Source organism: Sphingomonas sp., from assembly GCF_029239295.1.
GTDB lineage: Bacteria > Pseudomonadota > Alphaproteobacteria > Sphingomonadales > Sphingomonadaceae > Sphingomonas.
Genome location: NZ_JAQZBC010000006.1, coordinates 266,670 through 289,705 on the forward strand (window position 1 = coordinate 266,670; position 23,036 = coordinate 289,705).

The window sequence follows — 23,036 nt, forward strand, 5'->3', positions numbered from 1 at the left end:
CTAACCGAGCCCGCGGCTGATCCAAGGCCCGACGAGCGTCGCCACCGGCAGCGGCAGTTTTTTCCAGCCACGTACCATCAGCGCGTATTTCGGGTTGAGCGGATTGATCTCTCGCGCTGCCCCTTGCGACCATTTGCCATAGGTAAGCGGCACGCCCTCAAAACCCCAGTTCTTCTTGAACGCAGCAGGGCCGGTTCCCGTCTTCGACCGGCCGAAGTCGAAGCGGGTGCAGCCGCGTGCGCGCGCGTGCGCCATCAGTTCGAAATACATCCGGTCGTTTGCGCGTAAGCCCCGCGCAGCCGCGGTACCGCCCCCCCAATAGGGATAAACCGCATCGTTGAAGTAGAGACTGAGCACGCTGGCCACGGCGCGGCCGCCTGCGCGCACGGTCAGGATGTCGCTATCCAGACGGTTCAGGAACTCGGCAAAGAGGGGCTTGGGGAACACCGGGGTGCCGAGATTGCGCACCGATTCAGCGTAGATCCGGTAATGCTCGTCGGCAAGTTCGCGGCCGCCAGTCACCACCTCAAGATCAGTGGCCAGCGACTTGCGCACTTCAGCGCGCTGCTTGCGCGGAATAGCGAGTAACTCGGCTGCGTCATCGCCCGCCAACGGGCGCGAGAAGCCCAGATAGCTGGTGTCATCGACCGACCATCCGTCAGGCACCGGACCACCGCGAAACTCGATCGAGGGATAGCCGAGCGCGCGGGCGGCGGCCGCGAGCGGGCGCACTCCCTCCCCCAGTACGCCGCCGCCCACGCCGAAACCGGCCGATACCAGCGCCTTGCCGAAGAGAGGTGAGCGCATCTCGCTAAGCGGCAACAGGCCGACGATCGCGCCGTTGCGCTCGGCGACCAGGAAACGCCCTCGCTGGCCGCAGCCGCGCTCCACCGCCCGGGTCCATCCGCTGAGATGAAAGGGGGTGGCGGCGGGGTGCGAGCGGACAAAGCTGTCGATCCGCGCGTCCTCATCGACGGCCTCGCGCACTATGACATCGTTGATCGCTGTAGCGGTCATGACTGTGTCTGCGTGGTACGCGGTACCGCTACTCACCGCCAAGCTGCTCACCAGTGCCGCTCCTGCTGCGCAACGGCATCAACCCGTCCCCAGTGATGGCGGCCGAGCAGCGCGCGCAGCTTTCCTGCCATCGCGCCGAGCCGGCTGTAATGCCGCAGCTTGGATCGCAGCGGGGCATTGGCGACGCGCGGTTGCGCCGGATCAACCTCCCACGGGTGGAAGTAGAACATGCCAGCATGGCCGGCGCGGTTTGACTGCCGGACGGCGATGTCGGTCAGCGCGGCCGGGAGAAGCCGGAAGAAGCCGCCACCTACGGCCATGCGTCGGCGGGCCAGTTCAGCAGTCGATACCGGCAATTCGATCAACGTCGCATCAGCAAGCGGACGCCAAGCGAAGCGTGGGCTGTCACGCCAGCCATAATGATCATGGGCGACCGGCGCGACGCTGGACGAGTAAGAATAGCCCTCCTCCGCCAGCACACGATGCGCCCAGGGGGTACGCGCGTCGATCGAGAAACTAGGCGCGCGGTAACCGGAGACCGCGACACCGCCGGCATCCTCCAGCGCCGCCCGCGCTTGAGCCAAGTCGGCGCGAAACTGGTCGGCAGTCATGGTGAATACGCGCTGATGATCCCAGCCATGGCTGGCGATCTCATGCCCAGCACCAACGATGCGCCGGATGAGCGCCGAGTGGCGGTGCGCAACCCAGCCAAGCGTGAAAAAGGTCGCCTTGACCCCAGTCTCGCCGAACAGGTCGAGCACCATGCTGGTGTTCGTCGCCACGCGGCTGTCGAGACGATCCCAATCATCCTTGTCGATCGTGCGTTCGAAGGCGCCGACCTGAAACCATTCCTCCACGTCGACCGACATGCCATTGAGAATCGTCATGTCATGCAGCCGCGCCGCGCACCGCCTCCAGGCCGCCGCGCGGGGCCGGCGCATCGCTCTCCACCCAATCCACGAGCAGCGTCAGGATGCGCCGCAAGGCAGCGTCCTGTTCCTCGACCCGCGCCTCCAGCATGGCGATGCGCTGGCGCAATTCGACGTCGGCGCCGGCGTCCGCTGGCGCAGACCCGACCGGAGCGGACCGGACGGGGTCCGGCACGGCGCGCACGGCCGGCGTCACCCGCGCTGCGCTCGGCAAATCCTTGGCAGCATCGGCACGCACGGTGTTCACGAGCGCAGCGTCGATGACCGTCGCCTCCGTAATCGCAGCGTGCAGCAGGACGCGCCCCATCAGCTGGTTCAACCGCCGCGGCACACCCCCGGTGGCACGGTGAAGCACCTGGAAGACGTTGTCGGCGAAGTCAGGCGTCCCCTTCCACCCCGCGATGCGCAGGCGATGCGCGACGTAATCGGCGACCTCCTCCGGCTCCATCGGATCGAGATGATGGATGGCAATCACACGCTGGCGCAGCTGCTCGAGTCGATCGGAGCCGTTCAGCCGCTCGCGAAACTCTGGCTGGCCCAGAAGGAAGATCTGGAGCAGCGCGCGATTGCCGGCCTGGAAATTGGAGAGCATGCGAAGCTCCTCCAGCGCCGATACCGGCAACGCCTGCGCCTCATCGACGATCAACAGCGTACGTCGGCCAGTGCGAGCGACGGCATGAAGCCCGCGTTCGATCACCGTCAGCAATTCCGCCTTTGAGCGACCGACAGGGTCGATATCGAGCCCCGTCGCGACGACACGCAGGAGGTCGTCCGCCTCAATTGCGGTCGACACGATGGTGATGACAGTCAGGTTCGCTGGATCGATCTGTTCCGTGACATGGCCAACGAGCGTCGTCTTGCCGGCGCCGATGTCGCCAGTGATGACAATGAAGCCCTCACCCTGCGCCAAACCGTAGCCAAGATACGCCATCGCCTTCTTGTGGGTTGCCGAATCGAACCAGTACCGCGGGTCTGGCGTCAGCTGAAACGGGCGTTCGGTCAGGCCGAAATGATCCTCGTACATACCAAGCTTCCTCAGAAGGTATAACGCGCGCCGAGCAGCGCCTGTGCCGACCATTGGCTTTCAAAGCGTTCCTGGTCGAAGGTGTAAACGCCCAGCGAGGCCACCGTACCGAGCCGCCCGAACTGGTGGCTGTAGGTGCCGGTGGCGCCTAGATTGAACACGCCGTCGGCGCCCGGCAGCCCGCTTTCATAGTAATTGGCGAACAGATTGGCATCGACCTGTGACACGCGGCTGAGTGCTCGCGACCAGAAAAGCTGGGCGTAGTAGCTTTCGTCGGTGATGCCGTAGGCGACCGTTCCCGGCGCAAGTTGCGGCACGTTGAGGCGCCGATTGGAATAGCCAGCGCCAAAGCCGTAAGCGGTGCGGCCCTGACGCGTGGAAATCACGCCATCCACTCCCCTGGCGCGATAGCTGGCGGTCGAAATGGACTGGAACACATCGTTCAAACAGTCCCCGGCGCCACCACCGGCGCCGCCAGGATTACTGCCGAAGATGCAGCCGTTGAACTGCTGGCCAAAGGGGTTCGCGGATCCCTGAAAGGCGGTGGGCAGATCACGCAGGCCGTTGCGCAACTGGCGACCGAAAGTACCGATGCCGTCGTACAGCACGACCTGAAGCCCGGTATCGCGTGCCATGTTCCAGTTAAGCGACCCAAAATAGGTTTCCCCACCGTAGCGGTAGCCGGCGTTCGCCTGAAGTTCGAACCGCGGGCTGGGGCGCCAGATCACGCCAGCGTCGTAGATCAGCCCATCTGTATTGTACGCGATCCGCTCGGGCGATCCGGGATTGGTGACGAAGCGACCGTTAGCATCGAGAACGGGGTTGCCCGCTGCATCCACCAGCGCGTCGCGCTGGGTTGCCTTGATCTTTTCATAACCGGCGCCGGCACGCAGGGCGGCGGTGCGGCTGACGGGCAACGTCACGTCCGCGCGCGCAAAATACCCTTCGTACTTCTGGCCTAGCTGGCCGGCCTCTTCCCGTTCATACGCGCCACTGACGGAGACGCCGACGGGCAGAACTGCGCCGGCGGCCACCCCCGCAGATGCCTGAGCGATGACATTCTTCGAATCGTCATAGTAATCCAGGCGCTGCTGCCCTGGCGCCAGGCCGGTCGCGTTAGGCACCTCCACCTTCGTGTAGCCCGCGAAAGCCGAAGCCGCGATCCGCACCGGACCCGCTTGGGTGGTCACGCTGGGCCCGGCGTACAATGAGTACACCTGCGTCAGATTATCGACCTGCCCGACGAACGTGCCGGGCGCTGCGCCGCGAATGTCGCTGCGCGCGCGCGTGGCGATCGCTCCACCCTCAAGCGCCAAGCCCGGCGCGACCGTGACGGACGCGCGCGCGAGACCGGTGTGCACGCCATCGTCAGCGTAGCGATCGTTCCACTGGATGCGGCGTTCGTAGCGGTAGCTTACCTGGCCTTCGGCATTGCGCCCCGAGAGGCCGGCATCAACGCCGACCGCGACCTGAGAATAGGTCAACACTTCGTCGTTGGTTAGATCGGCCGCGACCACCTGAGTCAGTTCGACATACGGCCGCACGTAGCGCGAGCGGGCTTCCGCAGCGCCAGACGCTACCAGAGCCGCCATCGCGACCCCGCAGCCAAAGTGGCGCCGCATCCTCACGCCGTTATCCCTGCTGGCCATAATAGCTTCCGAAGCGGCCGCCCCCCGGCTCGTAAGAGCGCGAATTCAACACCAGGCTGATCTGATCGCAGCCGTCCAGCAGCGCGACTGACTCGCGAACGTCCGCTTCCGTCGTCCGATCGGCGCGCACTACCAACATCACCTGGCCGACCAAAAGCGCAAGCACCGAGGCCGGCGACGCGGCCAACGTGGGCGGCGTGTCGAACACAATGATCCGGCGCGGATCATTGGCCAGCAACTTATCGATAACCTCGCCGGTGCGAGCGCTGGCGAGCAATTCCGTATCCGAATGGCTGCGCTTGCCCGCTGGCAGCAGCGACAGCTGTGGCACGTCAGTCGGCACGACAAACGCCTCCGGATCGAGCGTCTCGTCGGCGAGGATGTCGAGCAGCCCGGTGGAATCGCTGAGGCCCAGCGAGGCCATGATGTCGGGCTTGGCAAAGTCGCTGTCGACCAACAGCACCTCTACGTCCCGTTCGGCGGCGAGGCTGATTGCAAGATTGATGGCGCAGAAGGTCTTGCCGTCACCCGGCTTGCCCGAGCCGACCAGAATGGTGCGCGAGCGCTCACCAAGAGGCCCCTTCCCGATCGCTCGGGCATTGAGAAGCAGCTGCCGCTTCACCAGGCGGAACTCCTCCGCCAGGGCACCAATCGGCGCACCTGGAACGAGCATGCCCTTTTCCGCCAGCATTGCACGGTCGATCCGCGCGATGCCGTCGTCATACAGGATCGGCGAATCGTCTTCTTCGGCGCCAGCGCGCAGCTCCGGGGGGATCGCCATCAGCGTCGCGGCGGCCATCGGGGAGAGTGTCTCCGCCCCCTCCGGGGCCGGCGGCGCGGCGGCGAGAAGATCAAAGGTCAGGTCGAGCGGCTCCTGATCTACCGCCTCCTGCCCGCCGCCTGAAGCTTCACCCACTTCGTGAAGAAGCGTCGTGTCGGCGAAGGACGATTCGAGCGGGAGTGGGGCTTCGGCAACGGCGGGCGCCGCAGCGCCCCTCGCGGACGAGGCGGCCGGTTCAGCCGGCGGCGACGCATCGCGCCGGCGCAAATGAGCCCCAAAGTCATAGACCTGCGCCGCGCGCTCGATCAGCGACTCTTCGCGCTTTCTGACGTTGCTCATGCCGCTAATCCCCGCTGGAGCATTTCAACGCCAAGAAGCGCCACATAACTGACGCCGAGCGCGGCCGCGCCGCCGGCAAACAGCTTCAGCCGCTTGCGGCGCAATTCGGCCTGTTGACGGGTCAACATCTCGCCAATCGAGCCGATCACCGGCATGCCCGAGGCCTTTTCCAGTCGCTGCGCGGTCGGGAAGGTCGCCTGGACACGCGACATGGCAAAGGCGCCGCCGATCCCGCCGAGGGTGCCAACGATCAGCACTCCGGTGAGCAGAAGAACCCGGTTCGGTGCCGACGGCGCGCGCGGCTGCGTGGGCGGATCGATGACCGAGAATTTGACTGCGTCGGTTTGCGTCTGCGCCTGGCTGCGCAGGCTCACCTGTTCGCGTTGGGCGAGCAGGCGATCGTACTGGTCCTTCAGCACGGTATAGTTGCGTTCGATCTCACCCTGCTGCGCGGCGACCTCAGGATCCTCGGTCAACTTCGCGTTCAGCGTGTCGAGATCCCCTTGCAACTGCTGGCGGCGTATGCGCAGTGCCGCGACATTGGCCTGGCGATCAGCAAGCATCGACTGGAGTGAAAGATACGCCGGATTGGGAACCCCGCCGCCTGCGGCGGCGCCGGCTGGCTCGCTACGCGCGGCGGCCTGTGCCTGGCCGAGTTGCGCCTTCAACGCCACCACATCCGGGTGATTATCGGTATAGCCGCGGCCGCGCGCATCGGCGAGCTGGCCCTGGATCGCCGCAACCCGTGCGCGGGCCGGTCCGACACCCGGCGCCGTGCCGCTGCTCCCCGCGATGCTGGCGGGCGTGCCGGCCAACTGGCCCTGAAGTGCCGCGAGACTGGTGGAGGCAGCCGCGAGATCGCCGTCGACCTGGCTCAGCTGCGCACGTGCCGCGCCGATGCGATCGCTGACCGACCCGGTGCCCGGCAGCGACCCGAGATAGCGGTTCTGGAAGTCAGCACGCTTGGCCTCGGCATCCTGCAGCTTTCCGCCGAGCGTCTCGAGCTGCCCTTCAAGGAACTGCAGCGTCTGGCTGCTCTGCTGACGATCGTCGGACAGGTTCGTCTCGACAAAGATGTCGATCAGCTTCTGGGTGATAGCGGTGGCCAGCTTCGGCGATGCGGCGGAGGATACGATCTCGAACAGATTGTCTTGCTGCGCCGTGATCTTGATCGCGTTCTGCAGACCGGCAGCGCGATCGGCAATGTCGCGATCCGACGACACCGTCTTTGCCAGATCGGTGCCACGAACGACCTTTTGCAGGTTGACCGACGAGGTCAGCGTCTGGCGAACCGTGTCAATATCACGCTGCTGATCGCCCATCGCGCCGGGATCGGCACTCGCGGGGAGGATCGAGCGCATCTGTACGAAGACGCGCGCGTGGCTTTCGTAGCGGCTGGGGATCTGGCTGACGGCGAGCCAGCCCAGGATGCAGATGCCCCAGGCGATCGCCAGCGCCAGCCAGCGCCGCGTCCAGATCGCATGGCCAGCGATCCTGATCTCTTCGTAAAGCCCGGTCACCGATCGTCCTTCTTAGAACATGCTCTCGGGGATGATAATCACGTCACCCGGTTCCAGCCTGACGTTGGCGGACGAATCGCCGTTCTTCAGCAGCCGGTTGATGCTGAGCTTGTACTCCTTCTGCTTCCCAGTCGCGCGGTCGTAGCGGATCAGGCGCGCGCGATTGCCCGCAGCATATTCGTTCAGCCCCCCGACCGCGATCATCGCGTCGAGCAGCGTCATATTGGCGCGATAGGGTAGCGCTGCCGGCTTTTCCGTGGCGCCGACGATGCGGACCTGCTGACTGTAAGTGCCCGAGAAGCTGTCGACGATGACGCTGACGATCGGGTCCTTGATGTATTCCGCAAGCGCAAGCTTCATGTCGTCGGCGAGCATCGCCGGAGTCTTCCCCACGGCCGGCATGTCATTGACCAACGGGGTCGTTATGCGGCCATCGGGGCGCACCTGGACCTTCGCCGACAATTCCGGATTGCGCCAAACGAAGATCTGGAGGGAGTCGAGCGGGCCGATGATATATTCCTCACCCGGCTGCTCCTTGCTGGCGACAAAGGCGGCCGGCGGCAGTTCCGGCCGGGTGCTGCCCGTGGTCGCACAGCCTGCCAACATGGTGGTGGCCAGCAAAGCCGGTGGCAGAAAACTCAACCCACGCGAAACACGCATCGAAAAACCTCCGTCGGGCGCACGCAGCCGGCTACGGAAAACATGGCTCCCGACCAGCATCGCTCACGGTCAACTATGTAAGTAAGAGGTGAAGATAGCGTTTAGGGTCGCGTGGCGACACACTCTACCGCTGGCGGGTGTCCCAGAAATAGACTCGGGCTGGCGGTCGCGCCATAGGCACCGGCAATAAAGATGGCGATCGTATCGCCGACATCGGCAGGCGGAAGCAGCACCTTGTCCGCCAGGCGGTCGAGCGGCGTGCACAGGCAGCCGACCACTGACACTTCCTCGCCCCCCGCCTCACCCATGCGGTGCGCCACGGCGACGGGATAGTTGCGCCGGACGACCGTGCCAAAATTGCCGCTGGCCGCGAGTTGGTGATGAAGCCCACCATCAACCACAAGGAAGGTTTCCCCGCGGCTTTCCTTGCGGTCGACCACTCGCGACAGATAGACGCCGCTTTCCCCCACCAGCCATCGCCCCAGTTCGATCGCATAGCGCGATTGCAGGCGGGTATGCTCAAGTGCATCGCCCAAGGCGTCGCCGATCGCCTTCAGATCGATCGGCGTGTCGCCGGCGAAGTGCGGAATGCCGAAGCCGCCGCCCAGATTCACCAGCGGCGGCATGTGACCTGCTTCGTCGCTGAGCCGCTCGGCAAGCGCGAGCGTCGCTGCCTGGGTTTCGATCAGCGCTTGGCTGTCGAGCGCCTGGCTCCCAGCAAAGATGTGGAATCCGCGCCAGTCGGCCCCGCCCGCGACGATCGTGCGCACCAATGCGGCGACGCGTTCCGCATCGACGCCAAAGGGCGACGGACGGCCGCCCATCTTCATCCCGGATCCTTTGAGTTCGATGTCGGGATTGACGCGCACAGCGAGGCGCGGTGCCCTGCCCAGCCGCTCGCCAATCGCCAGCGCGCGCGCGGCCTCCCCTTCCGATTCGACGTTTAGCGTCGCCCCGGCAACGATCGCAGCCTCCAGCTCATCGTTGCGCTTACCTGGCCCGGCAAAGCTGATCGTGCTGTCGGGTTTGGCGCCGAGCGCCTTGTGCAGTTCGCCGGCAGAGGCGACGTCCAGACCATCGACCAAGGGTGCGATGGCCGCGAGCATCGCAGGATGTGGGTTCGCCTTGATCGCGTAATGCAGGTCCACGGCGGGGAAGGCAGAACGAAACGCAGCGACCCGGCTCGCGACAATTGCAGGATCATAGACGAAGATGGGGGAGCCGTGATCAGCCACCCACTCCGATGCGGCGCGCCCACCGATCATGAGATCGCCCGCCTGCGCGGCAAACTCCGGCGGCAGCGGTCCGAACGGCTTGCTCATGCTTTGTCCTCGTCAGCCGCGCCCTGCCCTTGTCGTGCCAGCATTGCTGCACGCAGGCCCGCGCGGTCCAGCTTGCCATTCGCATTGCGTGGCAATTCGTCGCGCCATTCGAAATGGGTTGGCTGCATGAAATTAGGCAAGTCGCGCCGCAGACGATCACGCAGCGCTGGCTCGTTGGCCGCATCACCGCGGGCGACGACCAGGATCGCTTGGCCAAGCCGCGCATCCGGGACGCCGATTGCCACGGCCTCCGCCGCTTCGCCGCCGGCCACGACCGCTTCCTCCACTTCGCCAGGACTGATCCGGTTGCCGGCCGACTTGATCATCTCGTCATCCCGGCCGACGAAACGAAGCAAGCCATCCTCGCCCCGCATCGCGGTGTCCCCCGACCACACTGCGATACCACCGTAGCGCGAGAAGGCCGGTGCGGGCCGGAAGCGTAATGCGGTACGCTGGTGATCGCGCCAATAGCCGTGCGCTACCAGCGGGCCGGCATGGACCAGTTCGCCGGGCTCTGCCGCCGGAGCCTCGCTGCCGTCGGGGCGAACGATCATTACCTCGGCATGCGGAATGGCGGCGCCGATCGCCTCCGGGTGGGCATCGACAAGTGTGGGGTCGAGGAAGGTGGAGCGGAACGCCTCGGTCAGCCCGTACATGGGATAGAGATCCGCGTGCGGGAAACGCCCGCGGAGGCCGCGAACCAGCCGCGGGGTCAAAGCGCCGCCGGAATTGGTCAGCCGGCGCAGGCGGGCAGCCGTCTCGACCGGCCAGTCCGCCTCGAGAACCTGGACCCACAAGGGCGGCACCCCTGCGAGCGTGGTGGCGCCCACCCGCTCGACCGCCTTCACCACGTCGCGCGCGGTCAGATAATCGAGCGGCGCAACGGCTGCCCCGGCTGCCCAGGTGGAGAACAACTGGTTCTGCCCATAATCGAAGCTGAGCGGCAGGACGCCGAGCACCACATCGTCGGGGGCGAGGCGAAGGTAGTGGGCCACGCTGTTGGCGCCGAGCCACAGGTTGGCGTGACTGAGCATCACACCCTTTGGCCTACCGGTTGAGCCGGACGTGTAAAGAATGGCCGCTAACGCATCAGGATCGGCCCCGGAGCGGGGCATAGGGGTGCCTTCGCCGGCCTCGACGTGAACGATAACGCCCTGTGTGTCCGCGGGATCGAGCGTTGCGGCACGCGCCGGTTGCGTCAGCAGCAACCGAGCGCCGCTGTCGGCAAGGATGTGGGCGACCTGCGCACGCTTGAGCAGCGGGTTGATCGGCACATGAACCAGCCCGGCGCGCGGCGCGGCGAGCGGCATCAGGCACGCCTCCCGCGTCTTGGGCAGCCAGGTCGCGACTCGGTCGCCCGGTGCAAGGCCCTGCGCCGACAGCCAGCCGGCGAGCCGGGCCACGCGGTCTTCCACCTGGGCATAACTGAGCGCGCCCGCGCGATCGACCAGCGCCGGCGCATCTGCTGCACCAGCGAGAACGTGGTCGATCGGCTGCGGAACGGGATCGAGCGGCACCATCACGCTACCCTTGCCCCGGAAAGTTGCGGAATTCATCCCCCCGGCTTAACGGCGGTGCAACAAATTTGAGGGGACGCAGGTGATTCCTGAAGGCAAGCCCGAAGTCGACGCGGCGTTGCGTGCGATACTAAAGGACGTGCTCGCTCTGTCCGACGAACAGGTTGCGGGGTTCAATGACACCACCCCGTTGTTCGGCGCCTTGCCGGAACTCGATTCGATGGCCGTGGCCGGCGTGCTGACCGAGATTGAGGATCGGCTTGGCATCGTGATCGACGATGACGAGGTTGATGGCGAGATGCTGGAAACCTTTGGCGCGCTAACCACCTTTGCCGCCTCTAAGGCGCTCGTGTGACTCGGGGGGCCTGAGACGATGGCCGGAGTGCCCGGCCTGACGATCGAACATTACGACTGGCCGGGCGGACGCGAGGCGATGCTCCGCTTCGGGCCGCCTCACGGCCCCACGATGGTGGCGGCCCTGCCCTTCTTCGAGGAAGCCAATCGAACGCGTGCGGCGATGGTCGACGTGCTTCGACAATTGGCGGTGCGGGGAATCGGCTCGATCCTGCCTGACCTTCCCGGCACGAACGAAAGCCTGCTTGCCACAAGCGATGCCACGCTGGCGGCGTGGCGGGGTGCCTTTGCCGCTGCCTGCGCGAGCGTCGCCGGCCCAGTTCACAGTATTGGCTGGCGCGCCGGCGCGCTGGTCGACGCGGAGGCGGAGGTGGCGAGCCGCTGGTATCTGGCGCCACAAACCGGCGACAGCGTGGTTCGCGAACTTGGGCGGCTGCAGCGCGCCGGCGGCGGCGATGATGCGGGCGGCAATGCAATTTCGGCGGCGATGATGGCACAACTGGCCGGCGCACAGCCGACCACGGCCGGCGCATTGCGGGTCGTTCGGCTGGACAGCGACCCCAAGGTCGCGGATCGCAAGCTGCCGGGCGCCCCACTGTGGCGGGCTGCCGAGCCGACGATCGATCACCCACTTCAGACGCTGATCGCGGAGGATATCGTCGCCTGGCTTGCGGGGGGCGACACGTGACGCGGCGGCTGCTGACCTTCCCGTGCGAAGGCGAGATACTGGTCGGCACGCTGGATGAGGGATCGGGGAGCACCGGGCTGCTGATCGTGACGGGTGGCAACGAGGTACGGGCCGGTGCTCATCGCGGCATGGCGCTGCTTGCCGCGCGGCTGGCCGGACGTGGCACTCCCGTGTTTCGCTTCGACCGGCGCGGCGTCGGCGACTCATCCGGCAGCAACACGGGCTTTCGCGGCGCACGCGAGGACCTGCTGGCGGCGGCCGCAGCCTTCCGCGCGCAGGCACCCCACGTCACGCACCTGGTCGGCTTCGGGAATTGTGATGGCGCGACCGCGCTTGCCTGGTGGGGCCGAGAAGCCGGCTGCGATTCGGTGGTTCTCGCCAATCCATGGGCAGTGGAGCCCACCGACGCGCTGCCCCCGCCCGCAGCGATCCGCGCACATTACGCCGCGCGATTGCGCGATCCGGCGGCGTGGGTGGGGATCATGCGCCGAGGCCTGTCGCTGCCGAAGCTGCTGCGCGGCCTGCGCAGCATCGCCGCGCCCGCGGGCGACGACGGATTGACCGCCCATACCATCGCATCAATCGCGCAATGGAGCGCCGAAGCGACCATCGTCCTTGCGCAGGAGGACGGCACCGCCATTGCCTATGCCGATGCGGCACGGCGCGCGGGGATTTCCCCGCGCACCGTCACCGTCGAGACCGGATCACACAGCTTCGCGCGCACCGGCGATGCAGAAGCGCTGGAAACGGCGATCCGGCAGGTTCTCAACGCGCCCGAATAAAGGCGCGGATGTCGTTTGACAGCTTCCGCAAATCCTCATCGCGAACGTACATCATGTGCCCCGCATTGTACCAATGCCAGCTGATGCGCCCGTCATTGGGGATGCCGGTGCGATTGAGTGAGTATTCCGCGCCGAAGAAGGGCGTCGCGAAATCATAATAGCCTTGGCCGACGAAGACGCGCAGGCCGCTGTTCTCGCGCAGCGCCTTGCCGATATAGGGCGCGACATTGAGATAGCCCTCCCCGCCGCGCGGGCCGCCGATCTTCCAGTCCCAATCGCGCACGCCGCCAATCGAGACATACGTCACGTCGGGCGAGTATTTCAGCGTCTCACGCGAATACGCGTTCATTGCGGCGGTGTAGGCGCCGTCGATGGCATAGAAGCTGGGATCATTGTCGGGTGTTTCGCCGGCGTCGTCATAATCCTTTCCGACGTAGCGCGTGTCGAGCCGGCCGATTGTCTGGCCGCGATCGCGCAGCAGTTCCTTGTAGAAGCGGCGGGGCGAGAGGCGAAGGTCAGCGCGGGCGAGGTAATCCTGCGACACGCCGGTGTAGCGCGACAGCTGCGGCAGGATCTGCTGTCGCTCCTCGGCACCGAGCGAATTGCCCTTCAGCAGCGCGGCGGCATAGGGGCCGATCGCGAACGCCTTTGCCTCGGCGATGAATTCCTCGACCGTCGCGGGACGATTGGCGACCTTGTTATGGTACCAGGCGGTCGCCGCCATCGACGGCAGGTTGGTGACATAGCCAAGTTCGTTGCCGGGCGAATCAGCCGCGACGCTGAAATCCAGGATCGAGGAAATCAGCAGGATGCCGTTCACCGCCACGTCGGTGTAGGTGCCCTCCAGCTCGTTGATCACCGCCGCAGAGCGGGTGGTGCCATAGCTTTCCCCGCCGATGAACTTGGGCGCGTTCCACCTGCCGTGCTCGTTCAGCCAGAGCCGGATGAAGTCCGCCATCGACTTGGCGTCCTTCGTCACGCCCCAATAATCCTTGGGATCAGTCTTCCCGAGCGCGCGGCTGAAGCCGGTGCCGACCGGATCGATGAAGACGATGTCCGTCACGTCGAGCAGCGAATCGACATTATCGACGATCGGATAAGGCGGCGCGCCATCGTCGCGCGCGTCCGACGGAAGCACTACACGCTTCGGCCCGAAGGCGCCCATGTGCAGCCACAGCGAGCCAGAACCGGGTCCGCCGTTCCACAGGAACGTCACCGGGCGCTTGGGATCGACCGGGCCTTCCTTGATGTAGCTGTAGGAGGTGATCGCGGCGAGCGGCTTGCCCGCCTTGTCCTTCAGATAGGTTTCGCCGGCGATTGCACGATAGTTGATGCGCGTGCCGCCAAAGGTGCCTGAATGCCGCGTGACAGAAACGGCGGGCGGCGGGATGCTGGTGTCGTCGGCGGCCTGTTCCGCCTTGCTGTTCGGCTTTTCCTGCGCGGTCAGCGGCGCGGCAACGAGCGCGGCGCCAAGCGCCAGCGCGATGCGTAACTTCATGCAATCCCCCAAATACGGTCATACCGGCATTGCCCGGCATCCACTTTTTATCGCGTCCTCGACGCGTGCCGAGAGTGCGGCAGGGTGGATGCCGGGACAAGCCCGGCATGCCGTTTTTCGGGGCTTTTACTCTGCGGCTTCGGCCATTTTCTCAAATTCGGCCTCGGCAAGGAAGCGCTCGGCGTCGAGCGCGGCCATGCAGCCGGTGCCTGCCGCGGTGATCGCCTGGCGATAGGTCTTGTCCATCACGTCGCCGCAGGCGAACACGCCAGGCACGCTTGTGCGCGTCGACCCGGTATCGACCTTGATGTAATGATCCTCGTCCAGCTCGAGATGGCCGCGGAACAACTCGGTCGCCGGGTGGTGGCCGATCGCGACGAAACCGCCCTCGACATCGAGACGGCTATGCTCGCCCGTCACCGTGTCGACAAGATCGAGCGCGACGAGGCCGGCATTGCCGCCGCCGTCGACGAACTCGCGCACTTCCTTGTTCCACAGCACCTTCACCTTGGGATGGGCGAACAGCCGCTCCTGCAGGATGCGCTCCGCGCGTAGCGAATCGCGGCGGTGGATCAGCGTCACGTCGTCGGAATGGTTGGTGAGGTAGAGCGCCTCCTCAACCGCGGTATTGCCGCCGCCGATCACCGCGACCTTCTTGCCGCGATAGAAGAAGCCGTCGCAGGTCGCGCAGGCGGAAACGCCCTTGCCCTTCATCGCTTCCTCGCTCGCGAGGCCGAGCCACTTGGCCTGCGCACCGGTGGCGATGACGAGAACGTCGCCCTCATAGATATCGCCGCTGTCGCCGATGAGGCGGAACGGGCGGCGCGACAGATCGACCGACACCACCGTGTCCCACACCAACGTCGTGCCGACATGCTCGGCCTGCTTTTGCATCTGCTCCATCAGCCACGGGCCCTGGATCACCTCGGCGAAACCGGGGTAATTTTCCACGTCGGTGGTGGTCATCAGCTGGCCGCCGGGCTGGATGCCCTGGACAAGGATCGGCTTCATCCCGGCACGGGCACCATAGATGGCGGCCGAAAGGCCGGCGGGGCCGGAACCCAGGATAAGCATGCGAGTCGAGTGAGTGGTCATGCGCGCGATGTAGGGTGCCGCGGGACCCAAGGGAACCGCGCGTTGCGCCGACGGGAAAGTCCTGCTTTGCTTGCCCCATGACCGACTTTTCCAGCCTTCTCGCCGCCGACCGGGGCCAACCCGCGCGCACCATCCACGTCGTCCATCCCGACCGGTTCGAGGAATGGCTGGCGGGGCAACCGGCGCGTACCCGCGCCGCGGTTGCAGCCAACAAGGTGATTGGTAACCCGGGCAACCGGGCGATTCTTCCCGGAGACGCGGCCGATGATTGGGCGATGCTGCTGGTGTGCAACGAGGATGTGACCTCACCCTGGCGGATCGCGTCGCTGGGTGATGGGCTTCCCGAGGGGACCTATCGGCTGGCGGAGGGAGAGCCAGGCGCGGCGATGCTGGGTTGGTGCCTCGCGCAGCATCGCTTCACGCGCTACCGGCGCGCAGATCCGCAAGGCGCGCGGGTGCTGTTGACCGGCGAGCCCGGGCGGATCGAGGAGACGGTGCGGCTTGCCGCGGCGACCGCGCTGGTCCGCGATCTGGTCGACACCGGCGCGTCCGACCTAGGCCCGGCCGAACTCGAGGCGCAGATCGATGCATTGGCCAAGACGCACGCCGCAACGGTGCGCGTGACGCGTGGCGACGCGCTGGCGATCGAATATCCGATGATCCACGCGGTCGGCCAGGCGGCGAGCAAGGAGCGCGCACCGCGGTTGATCGAACTGGAATGGGGTGACCCAGCCGATCCGCGCATCGCGCTGGTCGGCAAGGGCGTCTGCTTCGATTCGGGCGGGCTCGACATCAAGACGTCGGGTGGCATGCGGCTGATGAAAAAGGACATGGGCGGGGCAGCGCACATGATCGCCCTCGCCGGCCTGATCATGGGAGCCAAGCTGAAGGTGCGGCTCCATCTGCTCGTGCCGGCGGTGGAAAATGCCATCTCGGGCAGCGCCTTCCGCCCCGGCGACGTGCTGCGGAGCCGCGCTGGGCTGACGGTGGAGAATACCAACACCGACGCCGAGGGCCGGCTGATCCTGGGCGACACGCTGACGCGGGCGGCAGAGGAGCGGCCCGAACTGATCCTGGATTATGCCACGCTGACCGGCGCGGCGCGCATCGCGCTTGGCCCCGATTTGCCGCCGCTGTTCACCAATGACGAGGATCTGGCCGCCGACTTCCTCGCCGCCGGCACCGCCGCCCATGATCCCTTGTGGCGGCTGCCGCTGTGGGATGGGTATGACGACATGTTGAAGTCTGACGTGGCGGACATGGTCAATGCGCCCGACGGCGGCTTCGCTGGCGCGGTTACCGCCGCGCTGTTCCTGCGACGGTTCGTCCCGAAGGACATCGCCTGGGCGCATGTCGACACCTTCGCGTGGCGCCCGGCGGCGAAGCCCGGACGGCCCAAGGGCGGCGCGGCGCTGGGCCTCGCAGCCGCCTGGGGTGTGCTGCGCAAACGCTACGGCTGACCGACACCGCAGCATCGGCAACCTGGCGTCGTGCGCAGGGCGCGACGCCAGCGTCGTTCAGCCTGCCGCCTTGATGATCGGAACGAACTTCGCCGCGGTAAGGCTGGCACCGCCCACCAGCGCCCCGTCCACTTCGGCCGCGTGCAGGAGGCCGGCGGCGTTGTCCGCCGTCACCGAGCCACCGTACAGCAGGCGGATGCCCGCTGCCTCCTCGGTACCGAGCGCTGCGACCAGTGCTGCCCGGATCGACGCATGCATCGCCTCGACATCGGCGATGGTGGCGACCTTACCCGTACCGATTGCCCAGATCGGTTCATAGGCGATCGACAGCCAGTGGCCCGACGCCCCGTCGGGCAGCGAGGCGCGTACTTGAGCGGTGACTACCTCTTCCGCCTTGCCTGCTTCGCGCTGTTCCAGGGTTTCACCGACGCACAGGATGGCATCGAGGCCGTGGCGCCGGAGCGCCTCCGCCTTGGCTTTCACATCCGCATCGGTTTCGTGCTGGCCCTGCCGCCGTTCCGAATGGCCGACGATGGAGAAGGTAGCGCCAGCCTCCTTCACCATCGGCGCCGAAACGCAGCCGGTGTGAGCGCCACTATCCGCGCCGTGCACGTCCTCCGCCCCGATCGCGAACCGCGCGCGTGCTGCGGCGGGATGGATGAGTGTCGCCGGAACAGCGATAGCGACATCGACCGCGCCGCCGGTTTCCTGATTGATCGCGTCGAGTTCGGCCAAAGCCTCAAGGCTGCCGTTCATCTTCCAGTTACCGGCTACCAACTTGCGCCGCATGATCTCTCCCCGCTTGGTTGTGCCGTTGCGGTAACGAAGGCGGCCCCCTAAAGCGAGCATCGTTCAACGGATTGGCGCTGCATGCTCGGGTTCTTTCGTCGTATCATCAATTCGCGCGTAGGCGTGATCGTTACCATGGGCGTTCTCGGCCTGATCGCGATCGCGTTCGCACTGGGTGACATCACCGGTCTTCAGACCGGCGGGGCATCGGGCGCTACCGTCGCCAAGGTTGGCGGCGAGAGTGTCAGCGAGACCGAACTGACCCGCCGCGTGCAGGACGAATTGCGTGGCGCGCAGCAGCGCAACCCTGGCCTGGAAATGGGCCAGCTGGTCGCCGAGGGCGGCGTCGAAGCCATCCTCGACCGGATGCTGAACGGCCTCGCGCTGCAGGCGTTCGGCCATGATCAGGGCATGGTGGTCAGCAAGGCGCTGGTGGGCAGCGAATTGCGCAACATCCCGGGCCTGCAGGGCCCGACCGGCAAGTTCGACCAGGCGGTGTATGAGCAGGTGCTGGCCCGCAATCGGCTGACCGATGCGCAGGTGCAGGAAGACATTGCGCGGGAGACGATGGTGCAGTTCCTGATGCGTCCGCAGATCGGCGCCACGCAGGTGCCGCAGTCACTCGCGTTGCCCTACGCATCGCTGCTGCTGGAGCGGCGCGCCGGCCAGGTTGCGTTGATCCCCGCCTCCGCCATGCCGACCGGGGCTGCCCCGACCGACGCGCAGCTGCAGGATTGGTACAAGCGCAACACCGCCCGTTATTCGCTGCCGGAGCGGCGGATCGTGCGCTACGCCATGGTGACGCCCGAGTTCGTCAAGGCGCGCGGCACCCCAACCGATGCTGAAATCGCCGCGGCCTACAATGGCGACAAGGCGCGCTGGGCATCGCGCGAGACCCGCACGGTGTCGCTGGTAACGGTGCTGGATCAGAATGCCGCCAATGCGCTGGCTGCCAAGATCCGCGGCGGCACCCCGGTCGCCGATGCGGCACGGGCAGCCGGGCTGGAGCCCCGCCGCCTGGAGAAGCAGGACAAGCAGGCGCTGGCGAGTGCGACGTCGCCGGCCGTCGCCAATGCCGCCTTCGCCGCAGCGAACAACGGCGTAATCGGTCCGGTTCGCGGATCGATCGGATTTGTGGTCGGAAAGATCGAGAATGTCGCGCAGGTCGCCGGCAAGACGCTGGCCGAAGCCCGGCCGACGCTGATCGAGGAACTGACGAAGAAGAAGACGGCAGACGCACTGACCGGAGTGCGCGATTCGTTGGAAACCGCAATCGCCGACAACGCCAATTTCTCCGAGCTGGTCGCCGAGCAGAAACTAAACGCGACGACCACGCCGGCGCTGACCGCAACGGGTGGCAACCCCGAAGCACCGACGGCGCAGCCTGATCCGGCCCTGCTGCCAATCCTATCGGCGGCGTTCCAGTCCGAAGAAGGCGACGATCCGCAGGTCGTGCAGGTCGCGCCGGACGGCAGCTTCGCGCTGGTCGCGCTCGACCGGATCGTTCGTGCCGCGCCCCGGCCGATCACTCAGGTGCGCGATCAGGTGGCCAAAGACTTCCAGGAAGATCGCGCGCGTCGTGCGGCGCGTGCCGCTGCAAGCAAGGCGCTGGCGGCGATCAACGGCGGGACGGCGTTCGACAAGGCGCTGGCCGATGCAGGAGCAAAGGGTGCGAAGACCGACCGGGTCGTTGCCGCTCGTTCGCAGATCAACGCCGATCCGCGTGGCCCCAATCCGGTTCTGGCACTGCTGTTCAGCATGAAGGGCGGAACCGCCAAGATGCTGGAAGCGCCCGATCGTAGCGGCTGGCTGATCGTCAAGGTGGACCAGATTTCGCCGGGCGACGCCGCCAAGGCGCCGCAGGTGATCGCCGCGACGCGCCAGGATCTGGGCCGCGCGATGGGCCCGGAATATGCCCAGCAGTTCACCGAGGCAGTGAAGCGGGCGATGAAGGTGTCGCGCAACGCCGAGGCACTGGCACGGGTCAAGGCGAGCCTCTCCGGCGAGGGGGGCTCCAATCCGTAGTTCCGGGAATGAGGCAGCGGCGACTGCCTTGACGGCGGGTCGCCCTGCACTGCTGTCGCGGCGGCGTATCGCGGACACGGAAACGCCGGTTGCCGCAGCATTGAAGCTGATCGAGCCGGGCCGCGGCGATTACCTGCTGGAGTCGGTCGAAGGCGGCGCAATCCGCGGCCGGCACAGCATGTTGGGACTGGCCCCCGACCTGGTCTTTCGTGCGCAAGGCAATGCAGCATCGATCAATCGTGACTGGTTGACCGATCGCGACGCCTTCGCCCCGTGCGACGCCCCGACGCTGACGGCGCTGCGCGATCTGGTTGCGTCCTGCCGGATGGACGTGCCGAAAGAACTGCCGCAAGCGCTTGCCTGCCTCGTTGGCTATTTTGGCTATGAGACGATCGGGCTGGTCGAGAACTTGCCCACGCCTGAAGCCGACGCGCTGGGCCTGCCGGACATGATGTTCGTTCGCCCCACCGTCATCCTCGTCTTTGACCGATTGGCGGACGCGCTGTTCCTGGTGGCGCCGGTATGGCCGGATGACCAGCGTACGCCGGACGCGATCATCGCAGAGGCCGAAGAGCGGCTGGACACGATCGAAGCGCGACTGGAAGCGACTGCGCTGCCGCCCCGCGTGCGCGCCGAGGCGGGCGAGGTGTCGCTCTCGCCCGTCCTGGCCGAGGGGCAGTATGCCGAGATGGTGCGCGCGGCGAAGGAGTATATCGTCGCTGGCGATATCTTTCAGGTGGTGCTGGCGCAGCGTTTCACTGCGCCCTTCGCGCTGCCGCCCTTTGAGCTTTATCGGGCATTGCGGCGGATCAATCCGTCACCCTTCCTCTACCACCTCGATCTTCCCGGTTTCGCCCTCACCGGATCGAGCCCCGAGATCCTGGTGCGCGTTCGCGATGGCGAAGTGACCATTCGTCCGATCGCCGGCACGCGGCCACGCGGCAAGACCGCTAGCGAGGACGAGGCGAACCGCACCAGCCTGCTAGCGGACCCCAAGGAACGCGCCGAGCATCTGATGTTGCTGGACCTCGGCCGGAACGATGTCGGCCGCGTGTCCAGCGCCGGGTCGGTGACGGTCACCGACAGCTACACGGTCGAATTCTACAGCCACGTCATGCACATCGTGTCCAACGTGGTCGGCGCGCTCGATCCCAGGCGCGACGCCATCGATGCCTTGTTCGCCGGCTTTCCCGCAGGAACGGTCAGCGGCGCACCCAAGGTGCGCGCGTGCCAGATCATCGCCGAACTGGAGCATGAGAAGCGCGGCGCCTATGCCGGCGGTGTCGGCTATTTCTCGCCCGACGGGTCGATGGATTCGTGCATCGTGCTGCGCACTGCGGTGGTGAAGGACGGGATGATGCACGTGCAGGCCGGCGCGGGCATCGTCGCCGATAGCGACCCCATTTATGAGCAACGTGAGTGCGAGGCGAAGTCCGGCGCGTTGCTCGCGGCGGCGCGCGAGGCAATTGCCCAGGCCAGCAACGGCGGTTTTGGCCAATGAGCGTCGGCGGGGTGGCCGATGGCCATTACCTGCTGCGGTATGAACTGGCGGCGGATTATCTGGAACGCCGCGGGGCGCTTCGTGCCGCTCACCTCGCGCTCGCCTGGGAGGCCGCCGACCGGGGCTTCCTGGTGCTCGGCGGTGCCGTTGGCGAGCCGATCGAGTCCGCGCTGCTATTGTTTACCGACCGCGCCGCGGCCGAAGCGTTCGCCGCGGCCGACCCCTATGTCGTCGCAGGGCTCGTCACGCGCTGGCAAGTCAGCCGGTGGCACACCGTGGTCGGCCCGGGCGCTGCGACGCCGCTGCGCTGACGCCGCTTTCTTCGCCGGGCTTCTCAAGCGGCGATCCGCCCGATACGCAGATGCCATGCGCCTCCTTTCGCTTCTGCTGATCGCCGCCGCGTCGCCCGCCGCAGCCCAAACCACCCAACCGGTCGCTACCCCCGCCAACCCGGCGTCGGCACCCACGAGATGGCCGACCAAGGAAGGCGATGTGACGCTGCCGGGGTTTCGCTTCGGGACGGGCGAGACGATGGACCTCAAGATCCATTACACAACGCTCGGTACACCGCGGCGCGGGCCGGACGGCGCCATCAACAACGCGGTGATGGTGCTCCATGGTACCGGCGGAACCGGCAAGCAGTTCCTGTCGCCGCAATTCGCCGATGAACTCTATGCACCCGGCCAGCCGTTCGACCTTCGCACCACCTATGTAATCCTGCCCGACAACATCGGCCATGGTGCCTCCTCCAAGCCGTCGGACGGCAAGCGCATGGCGTTCCCGAAGTACGACTATGGAGACATGGTGAGCGCGCAGAAGGCCATTCTGGAGAAGCTAGGGGTCACGCGGCTGAAGGTCATCCTGGGCACGTCCATGGGGTGTATGCACGCCTTTGTCTGGGGGCAGAGCTATCCCGGCTTTGCAGAGCGGCTGGCGCCGTTCGCCTGCCTGCCCGTGCCGATCGCCGGATTGAACCGAATGTGGCGCAAGCTGTCGATTGACGCGATCAAGGCGGACCCTGCGTGGATGGAGGGCAATTACAGCGCGCAGCCTGCGCAAGGCCTGGGCACCGCAGCGAGCCTGTCGATCATCGCCGGGTCAAATCCGCTCGCGCTGCAACAGCAATATCCGACGCGCGAGGGGGCGGAGGCGTTCCTGAGCCAGGCCTTTACCCGCAACAGCGCCAATCGTGATGCCAACGATTACATCTATCAGCTGGACGCCTCACGGACCTATGATCCGTCCGCAGGACTGGAGAAGATCACGGTGCCGGTGCTGTGGATCAACTCCGCCGACGATTTCATCAATCCATCAGGCTATGGGATTACGGAGGCCGCCGTCAAAAGAATGCCGCGCGCCACGTTCCGCCTGATCGCGGCGACGCCGGAGACGAAGGGGCATGGCACCCACACTTGGGCAAAGTTCTGGAAGACCGATCTCGCGCGGCTGATGGCGGCGCAATAGACGCGCCCCCGAGACGGCCTGACGGCCGGGCGGCAGCCCGGCCGCGATGACGCCGATTTGCTTAGCGGGGATCGTCCTCGATCTCGATGTCGGTACGCGATTCCGGCGTCGCCTGCTGAGCCTCCAGACGCTGCTGGCGCTTCTCGGCGGCCCAGGCCTGGCCGGCCTGGATCGAACAGCCGCTCTGGCCGCCAGTGCCGATCGGCGAGCACGTGTTGGGCAAGCCGCCGGCCACCCGGCCGACGCGATCAACCGTCGCGGCGCGATTGACCCAGCTTTGATTCTGCGCCGGCACCTCCGGCGGGCGACGCAGCGGCTTGGGCACGCGGAATTGATCGTTCGGATCCAACCGGCTGCACACGACAATCTCGTCGGCTGCCGCGGTTGGACAGGCTTCGCTGCCGGTGAGCGTTACCTGGCGGATCCGCTGCGGCGGCTGTCCGCTTTCCGCCTGAGAGGAGGCGGCGGCATCGGGCTGCGCCTGCGCGAATGCGGGCAATGGCAGCAGCGCCATCGCGGCGACGGGGACGAGAAACACGGAGCGGAACATGCGAGGCGACCTCCTGGGTGGTCCATCAACGATCACGCCAGCAGCTTTCTCCCCGCTGAACGTCGTGGCTGC

General features: G+C 66.3%; 21 protein-coding genes. 8 read left to right on the top strand and 13 right to left on the bottom strand.

What is annotated here, in order from left to right:
• From K0S66_RS08430 to K0S66_RS08470, 9 genes are all read right to left on the bottom strand, one after another.
• Entirely contained in the window at nt 1-1,017 is a 1,017-nt protein-coding gene (locus K0S66_RS08430; protein WP_301074888.1) for a FemAB family XrtA/PEP-CTERM system-associated protein, read from the bottom strand.
• A gap of 47 nt (nt 1,018-1,064) precedes the next feature.
• On the bottom strand, nt 1,065-1,904 hold the full coding sequence (locus K0S66_RS08435) for an XrtA system polysaccharide deacetylase (protein ID WP_301074889.1): 840 nt from the start codon (nt 1,902-1,904) through the stop codon (nt 1,065-1,067).
• Between the two features lies 1 nt (nt 1,905).
• Nucleotides 1,906-2,970, bottom strand: coding sequence for an AAA family ATPase (locus tag K0S66_RS08440; RefSeq protein WP_301074890.1), 1,065 nt, complete (start codon nt 2,968-2,970; stop codon nt 1,906-1,908).
• Between the two features lie 11 nt (nt 2,971-2,981).
• Nucleotides 2,982-4,592 (bottom strand): hypothetical protein, encoded by a 1,611-nt coding sequence (locus K0S66_RS08445; protein WP_301074891.1) that lies wholly within the window; start codon nt 4,590-4,592, stop codon nt 2,982-2,984.
• A gap of 10 nt (nt 4,593-4,602) precedes the next feature.
• Nucleotides 4,603-5,739: an AAA family ATPase gene (locus tag K0S66_RS08450; protein ID WP_301074892.1), complete on the bottom strand. Its 1,137-nt coding sequence runs from the start codon at nt 5,737-5,739 to the stop codon at nt 4,603-4,605.
• Complete coding sequence (locus K0S66_RS08455) at nt 5,736-7,259, bottom strand: XrtA system polysaccharide chain length determinant (protein ID WP_301074893.1); 1,524 nt, start codon at nt 7,257-7,259, stop codon at nt 5,736-5,738. Before K0S66_RS08455 ends, K0S66_RS08450 begins: the two co-directional genes overlap by 4 nt.
• 12 nt (nt 7,260-7,271) lie before the next feature.
• Nucleotides 7,272-7,919: an XrtA/PEP-CTERM system exopolysaccharide export protein gene (locus tag K0S66_RS08460; protein ID WP_301074894.1), complete on the bottom strand. Its 648-nt coding sequence runs from the start codon at nt 7,917-7,919 to the stop codon at nt 7,272-7,274.
• A gap of 101 nt (nt 7,920-8,020) precedes the next feature.
• A complete protein-coding gene (locus tag K0S66_RS08465) occupies nt 8,021-9,241 on the bottom strand; it encodes a pyridoxal-dependent decarboxylase, exosortase A system-associated (RefSeq protein ID WP_301074895.1) in 1,221 nt (406 codons plus the stop codon).
• The gene (locus tag K0S66_RS08470) at nt 9,238-10,761 is read right to left on the bottom strand and encodes an acyl-CoA ligase (AMP-forming), exosortase A system-associated (RefSeq protein WP_301074944.1); all 1,524 of its coding nucleotides are present in this window, start codon (nt 10,759-10,761) and stop codon (nt 9,238-9,240) included. Before K0S66_RS08470 ends, K0S66_RS08465 begins: the two co-directional genes overlap by 4 nt.
• Nucleotides 10,762-10,840: 79 nt before the next feature.
• Here K0S66_RS08470 and K0S66_RS08475 point away from each other — a divergent pair, with 79 nt between their 5' ends.
• Genes K0S66_RS08475 through K0S66_RS08485 form a run of 3 tightly spaced genes read left to right on the top strand, consistent with a single transcriptional unit; the run spans nt 10,841 to nt 12,582 of the window.
• Nucleotides 10,841-11,113, top strand: a complete 273-nt coding sequence (locus K0S66_RS08475) for an acyl carrier protein (RefSeq protein WP_301074896.1) — start codon at nt 10,841-10,843, stop codon at nt 11,111-11,113.
• Nucleotides 11,114-11,131: 18 nt separating this feature from the next.
• Nucleotides 11,132-11,800 (top strand): hypothetical protein, encoded by a 669-nt coding sequence (locus K0S66_RS08480; protein WP_301074897.1) that lies wholly within the window; start codon nt 11,132-11,134, stop codon nt 11,798-11,800.
• Nucleotides 11,797-12,582, top strand: a complete 786-nt coding sequence (locus tag K0S66_RS08485) for a hydrolase 1, exosortase A system-associated (protein WP_301074898.1) — start codon at nt 11,797-11,799, stop codon at nt 12,580-12,582. Before K0S66_RS08480 ends, K0S66_RS08485 begins: the two co-directional genes overlap by 4 nt.
• Here the strand turns inward: K0S66_RS08485 and K0S66_RS08490 are convergent.
• Nucleotides 12,566-14,080: a peptidase S10 gene (locus K0S66_RS08490; RefSeq protein WP_301074899.1), complete on the bottom strand. Its 1,515-nt coding sequence runs from the start codon at nt 14,078-14,080 to the stop codon at nt 12,566-12,568. The genes K0S66_RS08485 and K0S66_RS08490 overlap by 17 nt on opposite strands.
• A gap of 126 nt (nt 14,081-14,206) precedes the next feature.
• Nucleotides 14,207-15,175 (bottom strand): thioredoxin-disulfide reductase, encoded by a 969-nt coding sequence (gene trxB / locus K0S66_RS08495; RefSeq protein ID WP_301074900.1) that lies wholly within the window; start codon nt 15,173-15,175, stop codon nt 14,207-14,209.
• A 77-nt stretch (nt 15,176-15,252) separates the two neighbouring features.
• On the opposite strand from trxB, the gene K0S66_RS08500 reads away from it, so the two are divergent.
• On the top strand, nt 15,253-16,635 hold the full coding sequence (locus tag K0S66_RS08500; protein WP_301074901.1) for a M17 family metallopeptidase: 1,383 nt from the start codon (nt 15,253-15,255) through the stop codon (nt 16,633-16,635).
• 57 nt (nt 16,636-16,692) lie between these two features.
• On the opposite strand, the gene tpiA is transcribed toward K0S66_RS08500, so the two are convergent.
• Nucleotides 16,693-17,427 (bottom strand): triose-phosphate isomerase, encoded by a 735-nt coding sequence (gene tpiA, locus K0S66_RS08505; RefSeq protein WP_301074945.1) that lies wholly within the window; start codon nt 17,425-17,427, stop codon nt 16,693-16,695.
• Nucleotides 17,428-17,505: 78 nt separating this feature from the next.
• On the opposite strand from tpiA, the gene K0S66_RS08510 reads away from it, so the two are divergent.
• Genes K0S66_RS08510 through K0S66_RS08525 form a run of 4 tightly spaced genes read left to right on the top strand, consistent with a single transcriptional unit; the run spans nt 17,506 to nt 22,414 of the window.
• Entirely contained in the window at nt 17,506-19,449 is a 1,944-nt protein-coding gene (locus K0S66_RS08510) for a peptidylprolyl isomerase (protein ID WP_301074902.1), read from the top strand.
• A complete protein-coding gene (gene trpE / locus K0S66_RS08515; protein WP_301074946.1) occupies nt 19,442-20,950 on the top strand; it encodes an anthranilate synthase component I in 1,509 nt (502 codons plus the stop codon). The genes K0S66_RS08510 and trpE overlap by 8 nt, the downstream gene beginning before the upstream one ends.
• Nucleotides 20,947-21,261, top strand: coding sequence for a YciI-like protein (locus K0S66_RS08520; RefSeq protein ID WP_301074903.1), 315 nt, complete (start codon nt 20,947-20,949; stop codon nt 21,259-21,261). Before trpE ends, K0S66_RS08520 begins: the two co-directional genes overlap by 4 nt.
• A 55-nt stretch (nt 21,262-21,316) precedes the next feature.
• Nucleotides 21,317-22,414: an alpha/beta fold hydrolase gene (locus K0S66_RS08525; RefSeq protein WP_301074904.1), complete on the top strand. Its 1,098-nt coding sequence runs from the start codon at nt 21,317-21,319 to the stop codon at nt 22,412-22,414.
• A gap of 61 nt (nt 22,415-22,475) precedes the next feature.
• Here the strand turns inward: K0S66_RS08525 and K0S66_RS08530 are convergent, their stop codons facing one another.
• Complete coding sequence (locus tag K0S66_RS08530) at nt 22,476-22,964, bottom strand: hypothetical protein (protein WP_301074905.1); 489 nt, start codon at nt 22,962-22,964, stop codon at nt 22,476-22,478.
• Nucleotides 22,965-23,036 lie beyond the last annotated feature (72 nt).